Below are 25,182 nucleotides of genomic sequence, written 5' to 3'. Positions count from 1 at the left end.
CCTAAAAAAGCCGATTCCCCAATTTTTAAGGAATCGCTGATTTAAATTTTACTTTTCAATTGCGCCTATTTGTTAAGTACAAACCATAGAAAATAATATTTCATTATTTAGTATGTATTTATTTTTTCTCTATCAGCATTTTGTTCAATCATATCTGAAATAAAAGTATAAATATTCGGAGGATATTCAGCAATACGATGAACTAAATATAAATACCACTCACTACCATATGTTACATAAACTTTAACTTGGATATTATCCTCCTTTAAAGAGCTTAACAGGTCAGGTTGAACTCCATCCAACATCTCTACTTCAACATTTGGACTATAAAGAAATCCTTTTGTTTTTAGGTCCATCAATATATCCTCATCATGTGTAGCAACAGACAAGGGATGATTGTTATCTATGCACATAGATACAAATTCTATATATCGTTTATTTAACTCTTCGGACCTTGGAATGTATATACCTTCAGACTCTTGATAAGCCCCCTTTACTAAACGTATTTTACCCGAGGCTTTCAATAGATCCATTAGGTCAACAACTGAACGTTTTAAATGAACTTGTAATGTTATTCCAACATTTGAGAATGATTTTGATATCCTTTTATATAGTGATAAAATTTTATCTGTTTTTTGTGATTCTTCCATACTTATCATTAGTTGAATATTTTGCTTTTTCGCTTCTTTTGCTAATTCTTCTAGATTAGTAAATGCTACTTCATCAGAAATCATCATTCCGATATGAGAAAGATCAAATGATACTGTAGCCTTCAATTGATTCTTCCCGAGGTCCTTTATTAGTTCTTTAAACTCATTTTTGGCCAGCATGCATTCTTCTTCGGATGTTGTATTTTCGCCAATAAATTCTAATGAAACCTGATACCCTTTGTTATATAGATTTATAACACGATCGATTCCTTCTGTGCGTGTTTCTCCAGCTATAAATCGTTTAGCCCCTTTAATAAAAATCGGGAAAAGTTCTTTTGAATTACGAAAATAGGCTTTTAGTTCTTGATTTCTAGCAATCGATTTGAGAGATTTGGAAAAGCGACTTTCTTCATTAAGCATAAAATAATCACATCCTTATGTTGTATATATTATTTGGGATTACGTTTTTTTGATGAAGATTTTTTCACCTACAAAAATTAAATTCCTACATTTGAGTTGTATCCCACATAAAATGTGTAGCAATCTATTAAAGCAGATCATTTAGCATTCTTAATAAAAATATCCCTGTATTGTCGGGGGGTTAATCCAATAAATTCCACGAAGAAATTGCTAAAATGGCTTTGATCTGCAAAACCTGTCTCTATTGCTGCATCAAGGGGCTTTGCACCCTGTTCCAATCGTTTCTTTGCTTCATTAATACGTACCGTTTGTAAGTAACGATACGGGGTAATACCCCGTATTCGGGTAAATGAGCGCAACAAAGAATATTTGTTCATATTAGCCATCTTTGCTAAATCATCTAAAGCAATATGTTCTGCATAATGTACTTCTAGGTAGTGACAGACATTTTCGATTTCTTGTTTAATAACTCTCGGTTCTGTATTTTCGATGGTTTCTGTATATTTTTCAATAAGCTGTTGAATAAGAAAATAAAAAGTTTCTTCTTTCTCAAAATCTGATATTTCATCCATAACCATCTGGTGAAGATTATGCAACAATTGAGCTTTTTCACTACGATAGGCAACAGGAGAAGCAAAGGAAGGAAGATAATCTTGCCCTGTAATCTCTTTTGTAACTTTTCGCATGATTTCAGGCTTGATATTCAAACAGCGATAGTCTAATGTTTCATTGTCAATTGATTCGCAGGCATGATTGTCCAGAGGGTTAAAAAATATAATATCACCGGCACCTATTACATATTCTTTGTTTTTACAAGATAATCGTCTTTGTCCACTCTCTATAAACCCAATCACATAATATTCATGGAAGTGATTCGGAAACTTTTGCATGATACCTTCAAAACGGTAAGCTTCTATTTGTAAATCATGATCAAAACATACCGTTCTTTCTTCTTGTTCCATACGAACAACCTCCTTCAATTTCTGTTAATTAGTGTAGCACACTTAGATAAAGCCCTCTTGTAAGATATTGACTAATAAAGAGTGGCACGGCAGATTAAAAAACTGTCATATCATTCCCCATCTTGATTGATACCGGCTTTGGAAGTGATGTGAAAGAAACAGAACATTTAGTTAGAGAAGCAGGCGTTTTGCCAGAAGAATTATATCTTATTGTGAGCACGCACTATCATAGTGACCATGAGGAGGCAATCATATTAAGGCAATTAAGGTTAAGTAAAAATTGCGAAGAAATATACTTAAACTATTGGACCGCATTAGTTTAGCAAGGAGTAATCGAAAATGGAATAGTGCTCCTTCTTTGTTTTATACAAAAATCAATTATTAAAATGTAATAGGGTTTTGAATTTGAAATATTTTACATAGTAAATGAACAGTGGTTGGATGAAGAAAGAGGAGGAGAGCACTTTTCTAATATTTTAGTTGCTCGATCTTATATCAAGATTAAATCACTTTATTTTCTCTTTATATATGATATAGAATTTTTGTATAAATAGGTAAAAATGCTACAATGAATAATAATGCACATAGAGGGATTATAATGAAAAACTCGATTATAGAAGTAATCAAAGATTTGAAAAAAGTGAAAGGGGGGCATATTTGTTATTTCTATAATAATGAAATAACTTACATAAATAATGTCGTTTCCTTTATAGTTACAGGAATAAGGAACGGTAACCACATTTTGCTGGTCGAAAATGATAGAAATATTCTTCTTATAAATAAGCAGTTAGAAAAAGTGCTAAGTAAGAAAGAATGGACCTTCTTGCATGTTATAAATAATTATGACTTTTACTATTTTAATAAGAATTTTAATCCTCATACGATTGTCAATCATTTCTTAGAAAATATAGAACCGTTCCTAAAAAAAGGGGCTTCGATCTGTACTTGGGGACTTATCGAATGGGGGGAAGATAAAGAAATTCACCAATGTATAGAGGAATACGAAAAAGAAGTGGATAAAATAACAAATGAAAAAGGGATTATTTCAGTATGTGCGTATAATGCTGGGAGAACACCTCAATCATTAAAAGAACTGTTAATAAAATGCCACGGGGTAACATTGACAGATGATGAAGCAGTAAAATTGAGATAAAGACAATATAAAGTGAAGTTTTATCCAATCACTATTCTACAAGCAACACGGGACTCAATAAAGTTTCGACTGTTTTTAAAGTTCCATACATATTACAGAGAGTGCCTCCATTTTGATGAGTCTTTTTTCAAAATGGAGTTTTTCTAGTTGTTAAATACAGGTTTACGACCTCACCTCTATCAAACTTTATTTCAAAGCCGCATCTTGTAGGAGTCTTTTTAGATGTTATTCTGATTGTTTTGTCTTTTCGTTACGAAAGCCCCCTTATTGGGTTACTTCAAGTATAAAACCACTCTTAGCAGGTGTCCCAATTCATTAGGGGGCTAAATTTATAATGACTATCCGTAAGAGCTATGGAAAACGAGGGAGATGATTAAATGTATGTAAAATAATTTTGCTGATGAGGGTGTGAAATGTCCAAACTGCGACAATAATCAATGTCTGTCCAATTATTCACTACTGATTGTTTTGTATGCTTCTACTATCTTTATTGTTCTTGTGATATTGCTTTTGACAATATTTATTAACGGAAAGCATAGCAAACTTGTCATCTATCTATTCTTGTTCTACAGTGTATCTAACTTGTTTAAAAGTGGTAATGTCTCCCGATGATTTGTCATTATCCGTTTGTAGTAATTGTACTTTTGGTTTGTAATCTGTTCGGAGAGCGTCTTTGATATCACCAATGTCTAACGTATATACTTTATCATTCTCGATGGTATCTTCAAAAATTGTTTCGTTGGCCACAGAAATAAAGGTAGTTTTATTCTCATCAATGCCACTAACCTTAATTTCAATTGCATCATCTGCGGTAGTGATGGTTGGTGTAACTAATTCAAGTGCCCCTTGTCCCTTATCAACCAAAGAACAACCAATCAATGTTTGTAATGCCATAATTGTAAGTAAAATAAGACCCAGACGTTTCACTCATTTTCCTCCTTATACTCTATAAGTATTTATAGCCTCAAAGTTATGGAAATCCACACTTTATAGCTTTAGCAAAGAAGCTAAAAATAGTTAATCTTTATTTGATGAGTTTCATATTATTTATTTTTCATGGTCCATTCCTTCATACTGCTTGATTTGTTCTAATTCCATTTTAAACCATCTGTGTATTGTTTGCTAGTTATCAGCAATGATGAAATTAGGGGAAAATTGTATAATGAGGATATGATAAACTTATTAATAAAAGGAATAGGAGCATTAAAAATTAATCTAACTTTTTATGAAAAACAAAATAAAGCTATCGTTCTGACCAATCTTTTTTCAGAACGATAGCTATTTGTATATGATGAAATCAAGCTATCTATAAGTTATAAAGAGTTACTAAAATTTATTACATATGACTATTAAAAAGGAGATACTAGGTTTTAGAGAGTCTCTTCATTGCGTTGTTTAGAAAAGAATTGATCATTTTCATATTTAAGGAGTTTGCAGAAAAATATATTATCATAGAAATGAGGCTATATATTTATTGAGGTGATACCAACGGAACTGTTCTGTTATAGCAAAATTGATTATTTACAATAAAAGATGATTAAAAAATCCTGTTTCTGCAGGATTTTTTAAAACAATAGAGGCAGCATTCGCTAAAAAGCAAAACTTCTATATAGAATACTTTTTCTTTTCATCATAATTTGGTGAAGTACTGGAGTGTGCTAATATGCGGTCCAATACTTTTTTTGTAAATGACATAAAGCAATTAAGTATCAGACCCCCTAAACAAACGGTTAATAAAGTTCCAACACCAATTGGTCCGTTTAAAATTAAGGCCATGATCAGGAATATGAGGTAAATGAATGTTCTCGACCAAAATATATTTGTTCCAGTTAATTCTTGTATGATTAATGTTAATCGGTCAATTGGAATCGGTGCAAAATTTGTGTGTAGATATATTGCGGTTCCTAACCCTATAACAACTAGACCGGTTCCAAAACAAATAACCTTGCTGTACCAAAGGTCAGGAGTTATCAAATTGTGCAATAAAAAAAGCCACATATCAATACCAATACCTGTTATAAGGGCAGTTCCTAATCCTAAAACTTCTGGTCTTTGTCCTTTTAAAAGTGAATTGCAACATATCAATATTAAAGCTAGGATGACTTCCCAACTTCCCACAGTAAGCCCTACATTTATAGACAGACCTACTAACAGTGCATCAAAAGGGGAAGTTCCCAGGTCTGATTGTATAGTGAAAGAAATACCAAGAGTTAATATTAAAATTCCTAATACATAAAAAACATATTTCACTTTATACGACCTCTTTATCATTATTTTTTGTTGCAAATGCAACAAATTTAGATTAAATTTAATATATGCCATTTTTATTGCATTTGCAACAAAAATATATACTAAGGAGTTAATTATGAAGGAAGTTCTTCGTGAGATTGGAATGATAGCAAGGGCATTAGATTCTATAAGTAATATAGAATTTAAAGAATATGACCTTACAAAGGGGCAGTATTTATACCTTGTGAGAGTATGTGAAAACCCGGGAATCATTCAAGAAAAATTAGCTGAGATGATAAAAGTAGATCGAACAACAGCAGCGCGCGCTATAAAGAAACTGGAAATTAAGGGCTTTATTGAAAAGCGAGAAGACCAACAAAACAAAAAAATAAAAAAGCTCTTTCCGACAGAGAAAGGGAAAAGTGTTTATCCTTTTATAAAAAGAGAGCATGATTATTCTGATATCGTTGCATTAGAAGGGTTTTCCGAAACAGAAATAGAAACCATTTTCAACCTGCTTCAAAGAGTAAGAAAAAATATAGAAAAAGACTGGGAATTTGTAAAAAAGGGAAACAAGAGAAATTATTGATGATCTAAAGGAGAGACATATTTAAATGACTATAAAGATAAAAAAATGTAACCTAGAAGACTCACGTAAACTTCAAGAAATTAGTTATGAAACATTTGATGAGACATTTAAGCATCAGAATTCACCCGAAAATATGAACGCTTATTTGGAAAGGGCATTTAAGTTAGAACAACTAGAAAAAGAATTATCCAACATTTCTTCACAATTCTTTTTTGTTTACTTTAATGATGAAATCGCTGGATATTTAAAGGTCAACACGAATGATGCTCAGTCTGAAGAAATGGGGGATGAATCACTTGAAATCGAGAGGATTTATATAAAGAAAAAATTTCAGAAGCAAGGGATTGGTAAATATCTGCTAAATAAAGCTATAGAAATTGCCATGGAACATAATAAAAAGAAAATCTGGCTAGGTGTATGGGAAAAAAATGAAAATGCTATTGCTTTTTATAAGCAAATGGGATTTATCCAAACTGGATCCCACTCTTTTTATATGGGTGATGAAGAACAGATAGACTTTATAATGACTAAAACACTAAAATAACCTTCTTTTGAAGGTTATTTTAAGGTCACGAACGTAGAGGAAGTTTGGGGGCAAAAACACTCTTTTGGCACAATGGGCGCGGCAGGACAAACGAAACCCCATTGCCACTCATTTGCCTTTAGAGTTAAAAGGGTCTTTGAAATATTTAGTGGGAATAGATTAAGCAATAGCAACTACCTTTATAGGGGTTGCTATGTATGTTTCTTATAAAAAGGTCCTTATGACCTTCTTATCTGGAATTGCGTTATACCTGCTCTTCTGGGATTGATAACTGGAATAGGATTTCAAGGAGCAGCTAAACCGTTGCTGGACAAAGGATTAGGAGAATATTTGATAACAGAAAAAGGGGCAACACTCTATAGGAGCTGCCCTGGATTAATATTGATATTCAACGAAAAAACGATTGAATACATAGTGTACGCCTGATACCTTTCCCTGCTACATTGCTGTTTCGATACCGACTTTTTAACAGAGGGAAGTAAGCAAATTACATAATATTACTTTTCAATGACTTCAAAAATGTAAGGTATATTGCGGTAATGATGACCATAGTTCAGCCCATACCCTACTATAAACTTGTCTTCGATAACAAATCCTTTATAATCTACTTCAATATCAACTTGTCTACGTGATGGTTTGTCGAGGAATGTACAGGTCTTTAAACTTTTGGGGTTTTTTCTTTAAGAACATTATATACTGCTTTCATTGTATGTCCTGAATCCAATATATCATCTATAATAAGGACATCATATTCGGAAATATCCACAGAAAAGTCAGAGACCTTTACATTTCCATTGCTAGTTTTTCCAAAGCCATAGCTTGAAGTTTCCATAAATTCAATTCTAACGGGAACCGTTATGTGCCGAACTAGGTCTGCCGTGAAAATAAAACTTCCTCTTAATAATGAAATAATAAGGAGATTTTTATCTTCCTTTTGGTAGTCATTTGACACAAGTGCCCCTAACTCTTTTACCTTCCCATCAATTTCTTCTTTGCTAAATAATATATTTTCTTTCATTATTTTTCACCCTTCTAGTAATTATTTCATCGTTTTTGAGCCTTCACCTAAAATACGTACTGAATAACAAAATTACTAAAAAACAGAATGGCAATCATATAAAGAGCTGGGTGAATTTCCTTGCCCTTTCCTATTAATAGCTTTATCAGCGGATAGAGAATAAAGCCAATGGCCATGCCATCTGCAATGCTATATGTTAAAGGAATCAATACGATAATTAAAAGTGCTGGAATGCTCTCTGTTAAGTCATCCATTGGAATATGAACTACGTTTTGCAACATAAGAAGTCCAATCAATATCAGAATTGGAGAAACCGCACTTGCCGGAACAATTTTAATAACAGGTATAAACAAAATAGAAATGAGAAACATAAATCCTGTCACCATGCTCGTTAAACCTGTTCTCCCGCCTGCTGTGATTCCTGCGGCTGCCTCCACCGATACTACAGTGGGACTTGTGCCAAAGATACCCGAAGATAAAACTGAAACGGCTGTTGCCTGAAGCGATTTCTTGCTACTTTCAGGACGGTTAAGCATTTTGCTATGTCCATGTATCAGCCCAATATTTTCAAATACGATCACCATGGCAAAGGAAATAGAAGTGAGCCAGAAAACGTTATTTCCTGCTTGTCCCCACGATATTTGACCAAACACTCCAAAATATTCGTGAAAAGAGGGCATTGAAAGGGACATTCCCTTAAATGTATCTCCCTCTAACCAAATTGATAAAATCGAAGTAATGATAATACTTAATAAGAGATTTCCAGGTACATTTTTAATAAATAAGATAATCGTAATAATCAAACCAATAAACGTTATGATTACTGTGGGACTGCTTAAATCACCAATTGCAAGCAAGGTGTGCTCAGATTTCGAAATAATTCCCGCATTTTCGAAGCCAATAAAAATCAGTAAAATCCCAATTCCAATGGTAATGGCTTCTTTCAGGGAGTTAGGAATGGAGGAAGTAATCACTTTTGCCATTGGTGTAAAGGCAATAACAATAAAAATCAGTCCTGAAATGAAAACCATGGTTAAGGCTTCCTGCCAAGTAAATCCCCCAGATTGAACGATTGTATAGGTAAACATCGCATTTAGCCCCATACCTGGAATGATAAGAAGAGGAGTATTACTCCATAAGCCGAGGACTAAACAACCAAAAAAACTGGTTAATATAGTTGCAATAATTCCCGCCTCCATCGGGATTCCTGCCTCCACCAAAATCGTCGCATTGACAATAATAATATAGGCCACAGTTATATATGAAATCAGCCCTGCAGAAACTTCCTTTGCAATCGTCGTATCATATTGATTGAATTTGAAAAAGCGCTCCATATTAATCACCTTTCTAATTTCCTGTCAAATGAATATGAAAGTAATCTTAACATGGACTCAATTATATGGAAAATATATAATTTGAATAATAACTATATAGTTTTTAAATACAAGGAGACATTTATGGACCTTAAACAATTACGGTATTTTATTGCAATTGCTGAGGAAAAGAGTTTAACAGCTGCTGCGATTCGGCTACATATGTCTCAACCGCCACTAAGCATACAGTTGAAACAATTGGAGCAGGAGTTAGGGGTTAAATTATTTGAACGAAGCGGAAAGACCCTGGAATTAACTGATAAAGGCGATGTACTCTACAAAAGGGCTTTACATCTTGTGAATAGTGCAGAAGAAATAAAAAATGAAATACAGGAAACAGAGGAAGGAAAAAAGGGTGTACTTGCTATCGGGATCAACACTTTATCTCTATCAGGATTTTCAGAAATGCTCCGATCCTTCCACAAGAAGTTTCCCCTTGTTTCATTAAAAATAGTTCAAAATGATTCTTTTTATTTAGCAGAAATGATAAAAACAAGGGCCATTGAATTGGCATTTGTGCGTCTTCCGCTTGAACATCGGGGTTTGGCCTATCATCATCTAATGAATGAGCCCTTTTTTTTCGTAACAAATAAAGAAACACACATTATTTCATTGGAAGAGCTTTCAGATATCCCTCTCATCGTTCCAAGTACAGAGGGATTGGGTATCTATAGTACGATTCTTGAAGCATTTTCAAGGCAAAATCTTCAACTAAGTAAAATGGCGGAGTGCTCCGATATGCACACTTTAATGGAGATGGTTAAAGGAGGCATGGGAGCAACAATTGTTCCAAAATCAGTTTTGGATGTCTATAGGGATAAATGTCTCTATTCCATACCGATCAATGATGCTAACTTGGCATCTTCTTTAGGAGTTATTTTTCTTGAAAATCATTATGTCTCTACACCTGCAAAAAACTTTATGGAGCTAATAAAGGAATACTATAGACTTTCATAACTATAATAAAACCTTAACTGATTATCCCTTCCTTCAAATATGCATCCAGAAATCTGCCTAAACAAAAGACCCAGGATACACAAAAGGTTTTTTTACGAAGCCAGGGCCGGATTAGCAAGAAGAAATGAAACTTTTAAATATAAGCTTGGTTGATTGGATCCCCGCCGAATTTTGCATAAAAACCCTCGAAGGCAAGACCTGAAAATACACTGTATACCGAAGCCAAACCTTAATAATCGGGCGCTTTAATGGAGCAGCTAAAGCCTAAATTCTCACTTATAACACCGAGAATTTAGGCTTTTTATATCGGGGTTTCCTTAACGTTGCAAACCTGCATTTTTCTGACACTATCCTTTAATGAATCGATGATTCCCAGCGTATAAAACCGTCAAAAGGTTGATGGTCCATAAGAAAATTCATCCCTTGCTAAGCAAAAAAGCCCTTGATCATTCCATATTGGAAATGAACAGGCGATCAATCATATGATTTCTAAATTTTTTTCTATATTGCTCATATTTCATTGGTTCTGGTGCAAAACCTCTTCTCTCATAGCAGTTAGAAAGAGAGGGCGCGCGTAATGGCATAAAAATTGCATTTATGAGGGAGCCTCTCTATACATAAAATAAAAAGCCGTGGAGGTGTGCAGATGAAGGTAAATCTCTCATGGTTTCACCTTTAAGAAAATGGGCGTTCTTTCTTTTTATCCACACAAAACCATAAAAGGGTAATCTTGAATAAGGAGTGATCTTGTGAATTTGCTTTGGTTAAATCTTTTTGCTGCAGCCGGTGTCACAGCTTATGGAATCTATTTGTTTATGTATCTATTAAAGACCCGTTATGAATACATTAAGCTGGGCAAGAAACAAGAGTTTGACAACGATGTAAAGAAGCGGATGGAGAAAATCTGGGTATTTGTTTTTGGGCAGAAGAAGCTGCTCAAAGATAAAAAAAGCGGAGCCATCCACGTTATGTTTTTCTATGGCTTTCTGCTCGTGCAGCTAGGGGCTGTCGACTTTATTATTAAAGGCATCATATCGGGAGCGCATTTGCCGCTCGGTCCGCTATATGGAGGATTTAAATTCTTCCAGGAGCTCGTCACACTCATGATCCTTATGGCCGTCGTCTGGGCGTTTCATCGTCGTTACGTTGAAAAGTTGGTTCGCTTAAAGCGCGGCTGGAAGAACGGACTTGTTCTTATTTTTATTGGCCTTTTAATGTTGTCCGTCTTAATCGGCAATGGGATGGATTTAATCTGGCATGAAGGGACAGATGTCCACTGGACTGGCTTGGAACCGGTGGCTTCTGCTGCAGCCGTTGTGTTTTCAGGGATCGGCATAAAAGCCGCCATTGCGTTTTTTTACGTGTCCTGGTGGGTGCATCTATTGGTCTTGCTGACATTCCTCGTGTATGTGCCACAATCCAAGCACGCTCATTTGATTTTCGGGCCGGTCAACACGTATTTTTATCGCTTGGATCGACCGGGTACGTTGAAGCCGATTGACTTTGAGGATGAGACGCAGGAATCATTTGGTGTGGGGAAAATTCAAGATTTTAACCAGCTGCAAATGATTGATTTCTACGCTTGTGTGGAGTGCGGCCGCTGCACGAATATGTGTCCGGCAACCGGCACAGGGAAAATGCTCTCGCCCATGGATTTAATTGTTAAGCTGCGCGACCATTTAACAAATACCGGGGCAGCGGTAACATCCAAACAGCCATGGGTGCCGGCGTTTGCATTTGCCAATACAATAGGGAATCAATTGGCTCTTGCCGGTGGAGCGGAAGCAGCGGCTGAACTGCATCATCCGAGCTTGATTGGGGATGTGATCACCGAAGAAGAGATCTGGGCGTGTACAACATGCCGCAACTGTGAGGACCAGTGCCCGGTCATGAATGAGCATGTGGATAAAATCATTGATCTGCGCCGCTATCTCGTTTTAACAGAAGGAAAAATGGATCCTGATGCCCAGCGCGCGATGCAAAGCATTGAGCGCCAAGGCAATCCATGGGGACTGAACCGTAAGGAAAAAGAAAATTGGCGTGAGCTGCGCGATAATGTTTACGTACCGACAATAAAAGAAATGAAGAAAGCCGGAGAAAGATTTGAGTACCTGTTATGGGTTGGCTCGATGGGATCCTTTGATAACCGCAGCCAGAAAATTGCCCTTTCTTTTGCGAAGCTGTTAAATGAAGCAGGCGTAAAGTTCGCGATCCTTGGCAACAAAGAGAAAAACTCCGGTGATACCCCGCGTCGTCTCGGCAATGAGTTTTTATTTCAAGAGCTGGCAACTGCGAACATCGCAGAGTTCGAGAAAAACGGCGTGAAGAAGATCGTGACGATCGATCCGCATGCCTACAATGTTTTTAAAAACGAATATCCAGCCATGGGCTTCAAAGCGGAAGTGTATCATCATACCGAGCTGCTCGCTCAGCTGTTGAGAGAAGGCAGGCTGAACCCCAAACATGCGGTCAATGAAACGATCACGTTCCACGATTCGTGTTATCTCGGCCGCTATAATGATGTTTACAATCCGCCGAGGGAAATCTTGAAAGCGATACCGGGTGTAAGGATCGTAGAAATGGCCCGGAACCGGCAAGACGGCATGTGCTGCGGCGCCGGCGGCGGATTGATGTGGATGGAGGAAAATACCGGCCACCGCATTAACGCAGCACGGACGGAGCAGGCGCTGGCAGTCAGCCCATCTGTCATTAGCTCGGGCTGTCCGTACTGCTTGACGATGCTGTCGGACGGAGTGAAGGCGGTGGAGAGGGAGGACACCATTCGAACGCACGATATCGCAGAACTCTTGGAAAGAGCCTGTATTGGCGTACAGCCTGTACAGAAAGTGCTTTGAATATTTAGAAAACTCAGGTAACATGTAAGGGAAGGGGGAGGAGGATATGAGTGTGATTCTATCAACAGAGGCGCTTCCATTTCCTTACTTTATTACCTCAACACAAGGGGAGATTCTGTCGGTCAATGAGGAAATGAATAGGCAGCTTGTATCGAATATAGTATACAAGCGTGTAGAAGAAGCATTTGACGAATGGAAGGTTATACAAAATGATCGTCTTGTTCACGCAAGGGTAGGCCGCAAATACTGTCTGTTCCTCAAAGAGGTGATGGAACAGGGACAGATTTTATATGTAGGGGTATTCTCAGAAGAGCTGGCCTCCCTTTTGAACGAATTAGAAAAACTCAAAAAGGCAAATCGTCATCTTGATGCCGTTATTGAAAGCTCATACGATGGAATTTATATTACAGACCGGGACGGTATCACGTTAAAGACCAACTCGGCTATTGAGAGAATAACAGGTATTCCGAAAGAGTATTATATTCATAAAAGTGTGACAGCCCTTATGGAAAGAGGCATCCTTGAAAACTCTGTCACAGAGCAAGTTATGCGGAAAAAGAAAACCGTATCGGTCGTTCAATTAAATTATTCAGGGCGTGAGACATTGCTGACAGGCAGCCCAGTACTGAACGAAGAAGGAGAAATTGAAAGCGTTGTCACAAATATTCGCGACTTATCGGATTTAAACGACTTACAAACAGCTTTGCGAAAAGCAACGGAAATGAATAAGACCTATCAGAAAGAGATTGAACGATTAAAAGGAAATCTTGCTGCAACGGGCGAGGATGCAATCATCCAAAGTGAACAAATGAAGTTAATTTATGATACTGCTAGCCGGATTGTTAATGTAGAGGCGACGGTTCTTATTCTAGGAGAAACAGGTGTTGGGAAAGATGTGCTTGCGAAGCATATCTATAATCACAGCGAAAGAAGAAAGCAAGGCAAGTTTATTAAAGTGAATTGCGGGGCTATACCGCCGGATTTATTAGAGTCTGAGTTATTTGGCTATTCAGGAGGGGCCTTTACTGGAGCGAATAAACAGGGGAAGCCAGGGATGTTTGAACTGGCTGATAAGGGCATTTTATTTCTAGATGAAATTGGTGAAATGCCGCTGAATCTTCAAGTAAAGCTGCTTCGCGTTATACAAGAAAGGGAAATTCAACGTGTTGGCGGAATCGCAACAAAGAAAGTCGACGTTCGGCTGATTGCGGCAACAAACCGCAACTTGAAAGAGATGGTCCAGGCTGGAGAGTTTCGTGAAGATTTATTTTACCGGCTAAATGTCGTGCCGATTCACATTCCGTCTCTTCGTGAAAGAAAAGAAGAGATTTTGCCCCTTATGAATCTGTATCTGAAGAAAATCAATCAAAAGTATGGGACAACGAAGCAATTGAATGAGGAGCTGAAATCCTTCTTTTATGAGTATCATTGGCCTGGAAATGTGAGAGAACTTTCTAATTTACTGGAGCGTCTCGTCCTGTTGACTAGAGACCATATTATTGGCCTAGAAAACTTACCTGCAGAGTATAAAGCAGAAACCGTAGAAGGGGCCGCACAAGATGGACACATAGTCACGTTAAGAGAAGCCACAGAAGCAGCGGAGAAGAAAGTCTTGCTGTGGGCCGTTAAAAAATACAAAACGACTTATGAAATCGCGGAGGCTTTAGACACGAGCCAGCCGACGATTGTTAGGAAACTAAAAAAATATAAGATAAAGATTGAAGAATGAAGAAAAAAGCTATCCGAAAAGGTAGCTTTTTCTTTTTGACAACCACCTCCATTTCCTCGTTGAAGATTCAAAAATGTATTAAGGATACATTTTTGAATTGAGCTTTACAGCGATAATCTTTTTAGTCGGATTCAATTATGAATTATTTCTCTTTTTTGTCCCTCCTTTTTCTAGAATAAATTAGCTTTCCGCTTGGCATAAGGATTGCATTATAAAGGAGCAATAACAGAATAAAAGGAGGAATTGGCATGATTGAAACCATGACACCAGAATTGGAACAAATGAAGCAGATGATCAAAAACTTCGTAGATAAGGAGGTAGAACCGTTTGCTCAGCAAATTGAAGAGGAAGATGCCATTCCGCAGCACCTTGTTGAAAAAGCGAAGGAACTTGGCCTTTTTGGAATTAGCATTCCAGAAGAATACGGAGGCATTGGGTTAAATCAAGTCGGCAAAGCGACTGTTTTAGAGCAGCTCGGACGCACGCATAATGGATTTGTCAGCTTAATCAGTGCTCACACGGGAATTGGCAGTACAGGTTTAGTAAAACTCGCTTCCCCTTATTTAAAAGAAAAGTATCTCCCAGACATGGCTGCCGGAAACAAAATTGCCGCTTTTGCCCTATCAGAGCCCGGTGCCGGTTCAGATGCAACAAATTTAGCGACGAGAGCGGAAAAGCGCGGCAACAAATGGATTTTAAACGGAACGAAGCATTTTATTACAAATGCACCGGTAGCCGATGTCTTTACGGTATTCGCTTTAAATGATAAAGAAAAAGGGGCAAAAGGAGGCATTACAGCTTTTCTAGTGGAAAAAGACTTTTCAGGCTTTACAGTTGGAAAGAAGGATAAAAAAATGGGACTTCGCGGTTCTTATACAGCCCAGCTCATTTTTGAAGATTGTGAAGTGCCGGAAGAAAATGTGATTGGGGAAGTCGGCATGGGCTATGTCTCTGCTTTACGTATTTTGGGCGAAGGGCGTGTTGGTCTAGCAGCCCGCGCAGTCGGTTCATGTCAAAAGCTGATTGAATTATCGGCCTCTTACGCGAAAGAAAGGGTGCAATTTGGACAGCCGATTGCTGCTAATCAAGGAATTCAATGGATGCTGGCAGACATGGCAACTGAAACAGCAGCGGCCCGTGCATTGGCCATAAGTGCAGCTCAAATGATTGATGAAGGCAAAAAAGCCATTAAAGAGGCTTCGATGGCAAAATTATTTGCTTCTGATGTATTTAATAGAGTAGCTGATAAAGCAGTGCAGATTCACGGTGGCATGGGCTATGTGTCAGACTATCCTGTAGAACGGTTTTACCGGGACGCTCGAATTACAAAAATTTATGAGGGAACGAACGAAATTCAGCGGATGATTATTGCAAGAAAAGTACTGGAAGAAAATTAAGAAGTATCTACCTATTAATCATGAAATGAGGGTTTGCTATGCGTTGGGTTGTCCTCGTTCTTCTGTTCTTTGGCATGATTATTAATTTTGCAGACAAATCTATTATCGGGCTTGCTGCTGTTCCCATTATGAAAGATCTGAACCTTTCTTATGCGGAATGGGGCATCGTCGGAAGTAGTTATTACTGGCTCTATCCAGTGACAGGTGTGTTCGGCGCAGCTCTTGCGGACAGAATTGGGGCCAAAAAAGTGTTGGGGGTGCTAATGCTGACCTGGGCTGTTCTGCAGTTCGGCGTGTTGGCCATTACAGTATTGCCGCTTCTTGTAGTATACCGTGTTTTGCTTGGGGCATTTGAAGGGCCTTTCAGCCCGGTTGCCTATAGTCATGCCCATTCATGGTTTCCACCGAAGCTCCGCGGATTTGCCAACTCGGTCGTTGTTTCAGGAGCGACTGTCGGAGCTATGATTGTAGCTCCCTTGCTAGTTGCGCTTATTAATATGTTAGGTTGGAAAATGGCTTTTGCCTGGCTAGGGGCAGTGAGTATTATCTGGGCGATTGCCTTTCAATTCATGACAAAGGAAAGTCCTGTGGACGCGTATAAGAAAGCGAAGAGCCAAAAGAAGAAACCATTGGAAAAGCTGAATATCAAAGATTTTCTAAGGCTGCTGGCTTCTCCTTCCGCTTTATTTACAACACTTGCTTACTTCTCCACGTATTTTCTTGTCGTATGGATTGCCGTATGGCTTCCGATCTATCTTGTTGAAGTCGTCAAGATGAGCTCGGCCCAAATGGGATTTGGTGTCATGGTTATTGGAATCGCTTCCACCATTATTTATATCGGTGTTTCTGCTTTATCAGATTATTTATTTAAAAAGAACCAGAACTGGCGATTGTCAAGAGTGTATGTCGTAGGCATTTCCATGGCTATCGGTGCATTATGTATGGCTTCCATTACGATTTTTCAGCATCCGGTTTGGGTAGTGGCTGCCATGTGTTTGGCAAAAGGTTTAACCTATGCGATTTTGCCGATTGGACCGACCATCATGATCAACGAATTGCCTGAAAGAGGCAGCTTGATGACAAGCGTTTTAACTTCATCAGGAAATATTGCGGGAATTGTGGCGCCGCTTGTGACTGGTTTTATTGTGGGACTGACTAAATCGGATAAGTTGTTCGGTTATAACCTGTCGATTCTATTTATGGCCGTTCTTGTATTGGTATTTTCTATCTTATTCATCATGTTAGTGAGACCTGCTAATCAAAAAAATGTAGAAAAAGAACAGGAAGACAGCCTGCTTAAAACGTCGAATTGATTCATAGCGGCTGAAAAGCTCTTTAAAAAATGGGGGGATGACATTGCAGGAAGTTCAACAGCAGCCATGGCACAAATATTATCAGGATGACATCTTTCAGTTATCACTGCCCGAGGTTTCTCTTTATTCCCTGCTGGCAGACTCCGCTGAGAGATATAGTGAACAAACAGCCATAACCTATAACGGCGAGACAATCGATTATCGTGAATTGAAAAATAGAGTGGACCGGCTCGCTGGCAGTTGGAAAGCCATGAATTTTCAAAAGGGAGAACGTATCGGGCTCATGATGAGCAACCATCCCGATTACATTATCTCTTATTATGCTGCCCAGGCACTTGGACTGATTGTTGTACAGATTAACCCGGCATATACAACCAGAGAGTTGCTGCAAATTTTGGATGATGCCAATGTCTCTTACGTGATAGTGGACAACCGTTCCTTTGACACGATAGAGGAGATAAAAGAGATTTATAAGATTAGAGAAGTGATGGGTTCACAACTGAGTGAAATAAAAAACGGTTCTCTGTGGCATCTAGAAGACTTGATTAACGTGGGCTCCCCACTTCAAACTCCGGTTATCGTGGATCCAAAAGAAGACGTAGCGGTGATTCAGTATACCGGCGGCACGACAGGAAAAATAAAAGGAGCGATGCTGACGCATTATAACTTAACCACAAATGTTTATCAAAGTTTCACCATGTACCGGCAGAGAATTGAGCTAGGGCAAGAGACCGTCTTAGCTGCGACGCCTTTATATCACGTATACGGCATGACGAGTGCAATGAATCTTGGGCTGTACATTGGTGCTAATATTTTACTGATTAAAAAATTTAATACAGAGGAAGTGCTGGAAAAAATTAAACAGTATAAGCCGACGATGTTCCCAGGTGTGCCGAAAATGTATATTTCATTCGCTAATCATCCACGAGCTCATGAGTATGGGCTAGATTCCTTAAAGGTTTGTTCATCCGGTTCGGCCCCTCTTCCGATAGAGGTGATTAAAAGGTTTGAGAAAATTTCAAAGTCAAAAATTTTAGAGGGCTTTGGGATGTCCGAAACATCACCAACGACACACCGCACACCAATCCATGGAGAGAGAAAAGCAGGAAGTATCGGCATTCCGGTACCAGGTACAGATTGCCTGATTATCGACCGTAACAATAATGTCCTCGGAACGAGCTATGTGGGTGAATTGCTCATTAAAGGACCTCAGGTGATGAAAGGGTACTGGAACAATGAAGCAGAAACGAAACAAGCACTGCAAAACGGTTGGCTATACACTGGCGATCTCGCCACGATGGATGAAGACGGTTACTTTTATATCGTGGGCCGAAAAAAAGAAATGATTATTTTCGGGGGATTCAATATTTATCCACAGGAAATTGAAGGGGTGTTATTTGAGCACGAGGCTGTGAAAGAAGCAGCGGTCGTGGGATTGCCTCATGAGATACACGGTGAAATCATTAAAGCCTACATTGTTCCAAAAGAAGGCAAAGAGGTAGACAGTGAGGAACTACGAAACTATTGTTACACAAAACTGACCCCTTACAAGGTGCCGAAAGAAATAGAAGTGAGAGAAAGTTTGCCGAGAAACGGCGTGGGAAAGCTGCTCAAGAGATTGTTAGTGAAAGAGGAAATGGAAAGAAGGGAGCAAAAACATGACAAGCCAGTCAATTAAACAAGTAGCGGTCATTGGTTCCGGAGCAATGGGCTCGCAGATTGCGATGGTTTGCGCACTAGCCGGCTACCCCGTTATTTTACATGATATTCAGCAGGAAAGCCTGGAGAAAGCAAAGCGATCTTTAGAGGAACAAATGGAGAAGCGGGTGAAGAAGGGCCGTTTCACTGAAGAAGAAGCGAAGAAGGCCTTTGCCAGACTTATGTTTACAACGGCCCTGGAGCAGCTGAAGGAAGCGGACATGGTGATTGAAGCCATTGTGGAGAAACTAGAGGCCAAAAAAGAGCTGTTTGCTAAACTGGAAGACATTGTCCAGCCGCACACCATTTTAGCAACGAATAGTTCAACCATCGTCAGTTCAAAAATAGCGGAGGCGGTCAGCCGGCCAGAAAATGTTTGCAATATTCACTTTTTTAATCCGGCGCTTGTAATGGAGCTCGTGGAAGTGGTCAAAGGGCCTCATACATCAGAGGAAACAGCTGAAATCAGCATGGCGTTCATCCGTTCCATTCATAAAACGCCGGTTTTGTTAAAAAAGGAGATTTCAGGTTTCATTGCAAACCGCCTGCTCGGAAAATTAGTAGATGAAGCACTTTTCCTATTAGAGAACGGCTATGCCACACATGAAGAGATTGATTTGGTCTGCACAAAAGCTTTAAATCATCCGATCGGTCCGTTTTCACTCATGGATTTGACAGGCTTGGATGTAAATTATTTTGTTCGCATGCAGCGCTTTCAAGAAAGCGGTGATAAAAGAGACAGACCATCTAAAATTGTCCAGGAAAAAGTCGAAAAAGGAGAGCTCGGCAGAAAAGCAGGCAAAGGTTTTTATGAATACAATGAGCAAGGCCAAAAAGTGGGGGTGACAACATGAACATTTATGTATTGCTAAAAAGAGCGTTTGATACAGAAGAAAAAATCAGCGTGGCAAATGGCCGAATTCAGGAGGAAGGCGCTGAATTTATTATCAATCCATACGATGAATATGCCGTGGAGGAAGCGATTCAAATCCGTGATGAGAAAGGCGGTGAGGTAACGGCTGTTTCCGTTGGCAGCGAAGAAGCGGAGAAGCAGCTCCGTACGGCGCTCGCCATGGGAGCGGACAAAGCTGTGCTCATCAATACAGAAGACGATGTCGAAAACGGTGATCAATACACAACGGCCAAGATTCTTGCTGAGTTTTTAAAAGACAAGGAAGCAGACTTAATTATCGCTGGAAATGTCGCCATTGACGGCGGAAGCGGACAGGTTGGCCCGCGTGTAGCCGATCAGCTCGGCATCCCGTATGTAACAACAATTACGGATATTAAAATCGAAGGTGAAAGCGTTCACATTGTGCGAGATGTAGAAGGGGACTCGGAAAAAATCGGGACTTCATTGCCGTTGCTTGTCACAGCTCAGCAAGGCTTGAATGATCCGCGCTATCCTTCTCTGCCGGGCATCATGAAAGCGAAGAAGAAGCCGCTTGAAGAATTAGAGCTGGATGATTTAGGTCTCGATGAAGATGATGTAGAAGCAAAGACTGAAACAATCGATGTGTTTCTGCTGCCGAAAAAAGAAGCGGGCCGCGTTTTAGAAGGCGATGTAAGCGACCAGGTCAAAGAGCTTGTGAGCTTGCTGCATAACGAAGCAAAGGTTGTTTAAAGGACAAACAGGACAGGAGGGGATTCAGGTGTCAAAAAAGGTATTAGTAATGGGAGAAGCACGGGATGGGGCACTAAGAAATGTTTCGTTTGAAGCGATGGCAGCTGGCAAAAAAGTCGCCCAGGGCGGAGAAGTAGCGGGGGTGCTGATTGGAGAATCTATCAGCGGCCTAGCAGAGCAGCTTATTCATTACGGAGCCGATCGTGTGGCGGTTGTGGAGCATGAAAAGTTAGCGCAATATACATCTGACGGTTATTCACAGGCATTGCTTGCTGTTGTAGACCGCGAAAATCCAGATGCGATTATTTTCTGCCATACAGCGCTCGGAAAGGATTTGTCTCCAAAGATCGCCTCTAGACTGCAAGCTGGGCTCATTTCGGATGCAACAGCGTTAGAAGAAGAGGACGGCGAAGTGATTTTCACTCGTCCGATTTATTCGGGAAAAGCCTTTGAAAAGAAAAAAGTGAGCGAAGGGCTTCTGCTGGCATCAGTACGTCCAAATAACATTGTGCCGCTTGAAAAAGATGAATCCCGCAGAGGTGATGTCTATTCTGTAAACACGGATATTAAAGATATTCGGACAATTATTCAGGAAGTGGTTCGCAAAACAGCGGAAGGCGTTGATTTATCAGAGGCGAAAGTGATTGTTGCAGGCGGCCGTGGTGTGAAAAGTGCAGATGGCTTTAAGCCGCTGCAAGAGCTCGCTGCCGCACTTGGCGGCGCAGTCGGCGCTTCCCGCGGAGCGTGTGATGCAGACTACTGCGACTACTCGCTGCAAATTGGCCAGACAGGGAAAGTCGTCACACCAGACTTATATATTGCCTGTGGAATTTCGGGAGCGATTCAGCATTTAGCCGGTATGTCTAACTCTAAAATTATTGTGGCCATCAATAAAGATCCGGAAGCGAGTATTTTCGGCGTAGCGGATTATGGGATTGTCGGCGACTTGTTTGAAGTCGTGCCGATGCTGACAGAGGAATTTGAGAAGCTGAAGGCGACGGTTTAAATAGGATATTTTATCGTTCCGGTTCGCTATAAAAGATGGATCGGAATGATCAACCTTATCAATATGGGCAGGGAAAAGCTGGAGGAGGGGCGGTCATGAACTTTGAATTTGACGAAGATATTCAATTTCTAAAGAGAAACGTGCGCGATTTTATTCAAAATGAAGTAGAAACAGTGGCTATGCAAATAGAAGAAACGGATGAAATTCCAAAGCGCATTGTGGACATGTCCAAAGCGCTTGGCTTGTTCGGGTTAAGCATTCCAGAGAAGTATGGAGGCCTCGGCATCGGAATGGTTGGCAAGTGTGCTCTTTATGAGGAGATCGGAGCGACACATAACGGCTATACAACGTTAATTGGAGCGCATACCGGCATTGGCACGGTGGGAATCGTGGAGATGGGCAGCAAAGAACAAAAGAAAAAATATTTGCCGGATATGGCTGCAGGCCATCGTATCGGAGCCTTTGCCCTGACGGAGCCTGCTGCCGGATCGAATGCAACAAATTTAAAAACCACTGCGGTCAAAAAAGGGGATAAATATATACTAAACGGCACGAAGCATTACATAACCAATGCCACAGAAGCAGATATTTTTACAGTGATGGCGGTGACTGATCCATCCAAAGGGGCAAAAGGCATTACTTCTTTTATTGTAGAAAAAGACTTTCCAGGATTTCACGTGGGGGCTGTGGAGCCAAAAATGGGTCTGCGCGGTTCTCACTCTGCGGAAATTATTCTCGAAGACTGCGAGGTGCCGGCAGAAAATGTGCTGAGCGAAGAAGGGCAAGGCTATGTCAATGCTTTGAAGATTCTCGCAAACGGGCGAGCTGGTTTAGCCGCTAGAAACCTCGGTTCCAGTCAGAAGCTGCTCGATTTGTCCGTCAGCTATGCGAAAGAGCGGTTTCAATTCGGCGTTCCAATTATCGAACACCAGGCAGTAGCTCATATGCTGTCTGAAATGGCAGTAGACATTGAAGCCCTGCGGTCATTTACCTACCGTGTTGCTTGGATGGTGGATGAGCGGAAGAAGATTATTAAGGAAGCAGCGATGCTGAAGTTGTTCGGTTCTGAAGTGTATAACCGTGTGGCGGATAAAGCCGTACAGGTACACGGAGGCATTGGCTATATTTCCGATTATCCCATTGAGCGTTTTTATCGGGATGCCCGCATTACTCGCATTTATGAAGGGACCTCAGAAATCCAGAAAAACATTATTGCTGGGCAATTGAATAAAGAATACAGCTGACGGGAGGAGAAGCAATGGAGACGAAGAGGATCGTTATTGCAGAAGGTGTTCGCACACCAATCGGCCGGTACGGCGGTTCCCTAAAAGAGGTCAACTCTGGTTTTCTAGGCGCTCATGTGATCAAAAAAGTTCTCGAGAGAGCAAACATGCCGGCAGACCAGGTAAGCGAAGTAATATTAGGTGAAGTAAGGCAGTCCACCGAATCTTCTAACGTCGCCCGTGTAGCTGCGCTGCGAGCCGGTATTCCGGTAGAAGCTCCTGCTTTCACCATCAACCGTTTGTGTGCATCTGGCATGCAGGCGATTGCCTCTGGAGTGCAGCAAATCCAATCGGGACAGGCGAACATTGTAGTGGCTGGCGGAACAGAGAGCATGAGCTGTTCGCCAATCTACTTGCGAGGAGCGCGTTTTGGCGGAGACAAGACCTATCTCGTTGATTCTAATCTCGAAGCGGGCCAGCAGCCGAAAGAAATGTATGGAGATCAGCTGGGAATGGGCATAACAGCAGAAAATGTAGCGGAAAAATATAATATTTCCCGAGCTGATCAGGACCGTTTTGCTTTTGAAAGCCAGTGCCGAGCAGCTACAGCAATGAAACAAGGAATCTTTAAAGAGGAAATAGTCCCATTCCATGTCACTACGAAGAAGAAAACCATACTCTTCGATCAAGATGAGCATCCGCGGCCCGAAACAACGATGGAAAAGCTTGCTACTCTCAAGCCCGTTTTTAAAGAAGGAGGATCGGTTACAGCTGGAAATGCATGCGGACGAAATGACGGATCGGCTGCACTCCTTCTTTTATCAGAGGAGGAGGCTGAAAATCGGCAGTTACAGCCGAAAGCAGCGATTGTCGACTGGGCGGCAGTCGGAGTAGCACCGGAAATAATGGGAATCGGGCCTGTCCCTGCCATTAAAGGATTGCTTGACCGTACCGGAATGTCAATAGACGACATTGATTTATTTGAAATCAATGAAGCATTTGCGTCACAGGCGCTAGCCGTTCAAAGAGAGTTAGGCATCAGCTCCGATAAACTGAATGTAAATGGAGGAGCCATTGCGCTTGGCCACCCTGTGGGAGCGACTGGTGCACGGCTTGTCGTCACATTGATGCACGAGCTTGGCAGAAGAGGAGGCCGATATGGGATTGCCTCATTATGTGTTGGCGGCGGACAGGGGATGGCGATCATGATTGAAAATATAAGACGGCAGGAGAAGGAATATGGAAGCAGCCAAAAAGGTTGACCATTCTTTCTTTTTTTCCTATTTAGGCTTGGAGCGGCAGGAGGATGAAGCGGGGGCCGCTGTTCTTAGTGTGAAGCTGGTTGACAGCCATTTGTCGGAAACAGGAAAAGTAGCGGGAGGCCTCTTTTACACAATGCTCGATGCTGCGATGGGAACGGCAGTGTCAGAGGCAGGCGGAGCATTTGGTGTGACAACAGATTTGCATGTTCAGATTTTACGCAATGAAGCAAGCCGCTTATTTGTTTGCAAAGGCTATTGTTCTGGAATAGAAGGAAAAAACGCAAGCGGGCGGGGAGAAATCTTCGATGAGAGCGGGCGCCTTGTCGCTTCAGGCATGGCTGCCTTCAAACTGCTAACAGCAGAAGCAAAGCAATCCTATAAAGAATGAGGTGGGATCATGGAGAAATTTGAGGCTATTTTAGTAGAAAGAAAGGGAAACATTGCTTTTATCATAATTAACCGTCCAGATCAGCGAAACGCCCTCAGCAAGCAAGTATTAGAGGAAATAACAGCAACGCTTGAGGAATTCAAGCATGATGAAAGGATTGGCTGTATTGTATTCACCGGCCGCGGAGAAAATTCCTTTGCTGCGGGCGCTGATATCAGCCAATTAAAAACGCGCACGCCTCTTGATGTATTTAAGCCAGGCAGTATGCAAGAGGTATACAGCTATATTGAAGCGTATGACAAACCGACCATTGCGATGGTCAATGGCTATGCCCTTGGAGGAGGCTGTGAACTCGCGATGGCATGCGACATCCGGATCGCTTCAGAACATGCAAAATTTGGTTTACCCGAATTGAATCTTGCGATTATTCCAAGTGCAGGGGGCACACAGCGTCTTGCTCGTCTGGTCGGAAAGGGCAAAGCGATTGAGCTGATTTTAACCGGGAAAATGCTCAGTGCATCAGAAGCCCAGCATATCGGTCTAATCTCAGAAACCGTGCCGGCAGCTAAATTAAAGGAGAAAGTACTAGAGGTGGCGGAGCAAATTTTAGCGAAGGGCCCGCTCGCGGTCAAAATGGCCAAACTAGCCATTCATCTTGGGTTTGATGCGGACATGAAGACAGGCTTAACCGTAGAGAGGCTCGCTCAAGCGGTTCTGTTCGCAACGGAAGATAAAAACGAAGGGACAAGTGCATTTCTTGAGAAAAGAAAACCACAGTTTACGGCGAACTAA

At 40.6% G+C, this 25,182-nt stretch carries 23 protein-coding genes; 17 read left to right on the top strand and 6 right to left on the bottom strand.

Annotated elements, in window-relative coordinates; genetic code table 11:
* Positions 1–107: 107 nt before the first annotated feature.
* Both MKZ02_RS22365 and MKZ02_RS22360 read right to left on the bottom strand, forming a co-directional pair.
* Positions 108–1,070, bottom strand: a complete 963-nt coding sequence (locus tag MKZ02_RS22365; RefSeq protein WP_340856634.1) for a proline dehydrogenase family protein — start codon at positions 1,068–1,070, stop codon at positions 108–110.
* A gap of 137 nt (positions 1,071–1,207) precedes the next feature.
* Positions 1,208–2,032, bottom strand: coding sequence for an AraC family transcriptional regulator (locus MKZ02_RS22360; protein ID WP_340856633.1), 825 nt, complete (start codon positions 2,030–2,032; stop codon positions 1,208–1,210).
* Between the two features lie 149 nt (positions 2,033–2,181).
* Here MKZ02_RS22360 and MKZ02_RS22355 point away from each other — a divergent pair, with 149 nt between their 5' ends.
* Entirely contained in the window at positions 2,182–2,355 is a 174-nt protein-coding gene (locus MKZ02_RS22355; RefSeq protein ID WP_445324343.1) for a hypothetical protein, read from the top strand.
* Positions 2,356–2,630: 275 nt separating this feature from the next.
* On the top strand, positions 2,631–3,185 hold the full coding sequence (locus MKZ02_RS22350) for an MEDS domain-containing protein (protein ID WP_340856631.1): 555 nt from the start codon (positions 2,631–2,633) through the stop codon (positions 3,183–3,185).
* 555 nt (positions 3,186–3,740) lie between these two features.
* Here MKZ02_RS22350 and MKZ02_RS22345 read toward each other — a convergent pair.
* Both MKZ02_RS22345 and MKZ02_RS22340 read right to left on the bottom strand, forming a co-directional pair.
* Positions 3,741–4,112 carry a hypothetical protein gene (locus tag MKZ02_RS22345; RefSeq protein WP_406909934.1) on the bottom strand — a complete coding sequence of 124 codons (372 nt, stop codon included), beginning with the start codon at positions 4,110–4,112 and terminating at the stop codon, positions 3,741–3,743.
* A gap of 678 nt (positions 4,113–4,790) precedes the next feature.
* Positions 4,791–5,435 carry a YczE/YyaS/YitT family protein gene (locus MKZ02_RS22340; protein ID WP_340856630.1) on the bottom strand — a complete coding sequence of 215 codons (645 nt, stop codon included), beginning with the start codon at positions 5,433–5,435 and terminating at the stop codon, positions 4,791–4,793.
* Between the two features lie 115 nt (positions 5,436–5,550).
* Here MKZ02_RS22340 and MKZ02_RS22335 point away from each other — a divergent pair, with 115 nt between their 5' ends.
* On the top strand, positions 5,551–6,003 hold the full coding sequence (locus MKZ02_RS22335; protein WP_340856629.1) for a MarR family winged helix-turn-helix transcriptional regulator: 453 nt from the start codon (positions 5,551–5,553) through the stop codon (positions 6,001–6,003).
* 25 nt (positions 6,004–6,028) lie between these two features.
* Positions 6,029–6,547, top strand: coding sequence for a GNAT family N-acetyltransferase (locus tag MKZ02_RS22330; RefSeq protein ID WP_340856628.1), 519 nt, complete (start codon positions 6,029–6,031; stop codon positions 6,545–6,547).
* 658 nt (positions 6,548–7,205) lie between these two features.
* Here MKZ02_RS22330 and MKZ02_RS22325 read toward each other — a convergent pair.
* Positions 7,206–7,565: a phosphoribosyltransferase gene (locus MKZ02_RS22325; RefSeq protein ID WP_340856627.1), complete on the bottom strand. Its 360-nt coding sequence runs from the start codon at positions 7,563–7,565 to the stop codon at positions 7,206–7,208.
* Positions 7,566–7,612: 47 nt separating this feature from the next.
* Complete coding sequence (locus MKZ02_RS22320) at positions 7,613–8,899, bottom strand: NCS2 family permease (protein WP_340856626.1); 1,287 nt, start codon at positions 8,897–8,899, stop codon at positions 7,613–7,615.
* On the opposite strand from MKZ02_RS22320, the gene MKZ02_RS22315 reads away from it, so the two are divergent.
* The 13 genes from MKZ02_RS22315 to MKZ02_RS22255 all read left to right on the top strand — a co-directional run bounded on the left by MKZ02_RS22315 (position 8,873) and on the right by MKZ02_RS22255 (position 25,182).
* Entirely contained in the window at positions 8,873–9,895 is a 1,023-nt protein-coding gene (locus tag MKZ02_RS22315; RefSeq protein ID WP_340856625.1) for a LysR family transcriptional regulator, read from the top strand. The genes MKZ02_RS22320 and MKZ02_RS22315 overlap by 27 nt on opposite strands.
* 749 nt (positions 9,896–10,644) lie before the next feature.
* Entirely contained in the window at positions 10,645–12,750 is a 2,106-nt protein-coding gene (locus MKZ02_RS22310; RefSeq protein WP_340856624.1) for a (Fe-S)-binding protein, read from the top strand.
* A 46-nt stretch (positions 12,751–12,796) separates the two neighbouring features.
* The gene (locus MKZ02_RS22305) at positions 12,797–14,479 is read left to right on the top strand and encodes a sigma-54 interaction domain-containing protein (protein ID WP_340856623.1); all 1,683 of its coding nucleotides are present in this window, start codon (positions 12,797–12,799) and stop codon (positions 14,477–14,479) included.
* Positions 14,480–14,727: 248 nt separating this feature from the next.
* Positions 14,728–15,876: an acyl-CoA dehydrogenase family protein gene (locus MKZ02_RS22300; RefSeq protein ID WP_340856622.1), complete on the top strand. Its 1,149-nt coding sequence runs from the start codon at positions 14,728–14,730 to the stop codon at positions 15,874–15,876.
* A gap of 38 nt (positions 15,877–15,914) precedes the next feature.
* The gene (locus MKZ02_RS22295; protein ID WP_340856621.1) at positions 15,915–17,189 is read left to right on the top strand and encodes an MFS transporter; all 1,275 of its coding nucleotides are present in this window, start codon (positions 15,915–15,917) and stop codon (positions 17,187–17,189) included.
* Positions 17,190–17,232: 43 nt separating this feature from the next.
* Positions 17,233–18,867 carry a long-chain-fatty-acid--CoA ligase gene (locus MKZ02_RS22290; RefSeq protein ID WP_340856620.1) on the top strand — a complete coding sequence of 545 codons (1,635 nt, stop codon included), beginning with the start codon at positions 17,233–17,235 and terminating at the stop codon, positions 18,865–18,867.
* Positions 18,848–19,741 (top strand): 3-hydroxyacyl-CoA dehydrogenase family protein, encoded by an 894-nt coding sequence (locus MKZ02_RS22285; RefSeq protein ID WP_340856619.1) that lies wholly within the window; start codon positions 18,848–18,850, stop codon positions 19,739–19,741. The genes MKZ02_RS22290 and MKZ02_RS22285 overlap by 20 nt, the downstream gene beginning before the upstream one ends.
* The gene (locus tag MKZ02_RS22280; protein ID WP_340856618.1) at positions 19,738–20,511 is read left to right on the top strand and encodes an electron transfer flavoprotein subunit beta/FixA family protein; all 774 of its coding nucleotides are present in this window, start codon (positions 19,738–19,740) and stop codon (positions 20,509–20,511) included. Before MKZ02_RS22285 ends, MKZ02_RS22280 begins: the two co-directional genes overlap by 4 nt.
* Positions 20,512–20,539: 28 nt before the next feature.
* A complete protein-coding gene (locus MKZ02_RS22275) occupies positions 20,540–21,517 on the top strand; it encodes an electron transfer flavoprotein subunit alpha/FixB family protein (RefSeq protein WP_340856617.1) in 978 nt (325 codons plus the stop codon).
* 95 nt (positions 21,518–21,612) lie between these two features.
* Positions 21,613–22,761 carry an acyl-CoA dehydrogenase family protein gene (locus tag MKZ02_RS22270; protein WP_340856616.1) on the top strand — a complete coding sequence of 383 codons (1,149 nt, stop codon included), beginning with the start codon at positions 21,613–21,615 and terminating at the stop codon, positions 22,759–22,761.
* A gap of 14 nt (positions 22,762–22,775) precedes the next feature.
* Positions 22,776–24,002: a thiolase family protein gene (locus MKZ02_RS22265; protein ID WP_340856614.1), complete on the top strand. Its 1,227-nt coding sequence runs from the start codon at positions 22,776–22,778 to the stop codon at positions 24,000–24,002.
* A complete protein-coding gene (locus MKZ02_RS22260; RefSeq protein WP_340856612.1) occupies positions 23,980–24,390 on the top strand; it encodes a PaaI family thioesterase in 411 nt (136 codons plus the stop codon). The genes MKZ02_RS22265 and MKZ02_RS22260 overlap by 23 nt, the downstream gene beginning before the upstream one ends.
* A gap of 9 nt (positions 24,391–24,399) precedes the next feature.
* Positions 24,400–25,182, top strand: coding sequence for an enoyl-CoA hydratase/isomerase family protein (locus MKZ02_RS22255; protein WP_340856611.1), 783 nt, complete (start codon positions 24,400–24,402; stop codon positions 25,180–25,182).

It is taken from the genome of Pseudobacillus sp. FSL P4-0506, assembly GCF_038003025.1.
In the GTDB taxonomy this organism is placed as follows: domain Bacteria; phylum Bacillota; class Bacilli; order Bacillales; family Domibacillaceae; genus Pseudobacillus.
The sequence above is the reverse complement of the archived record's forward strand: the minus strand, read 5'-3'. Positions and strand labels throughout refer to the sequence as shown.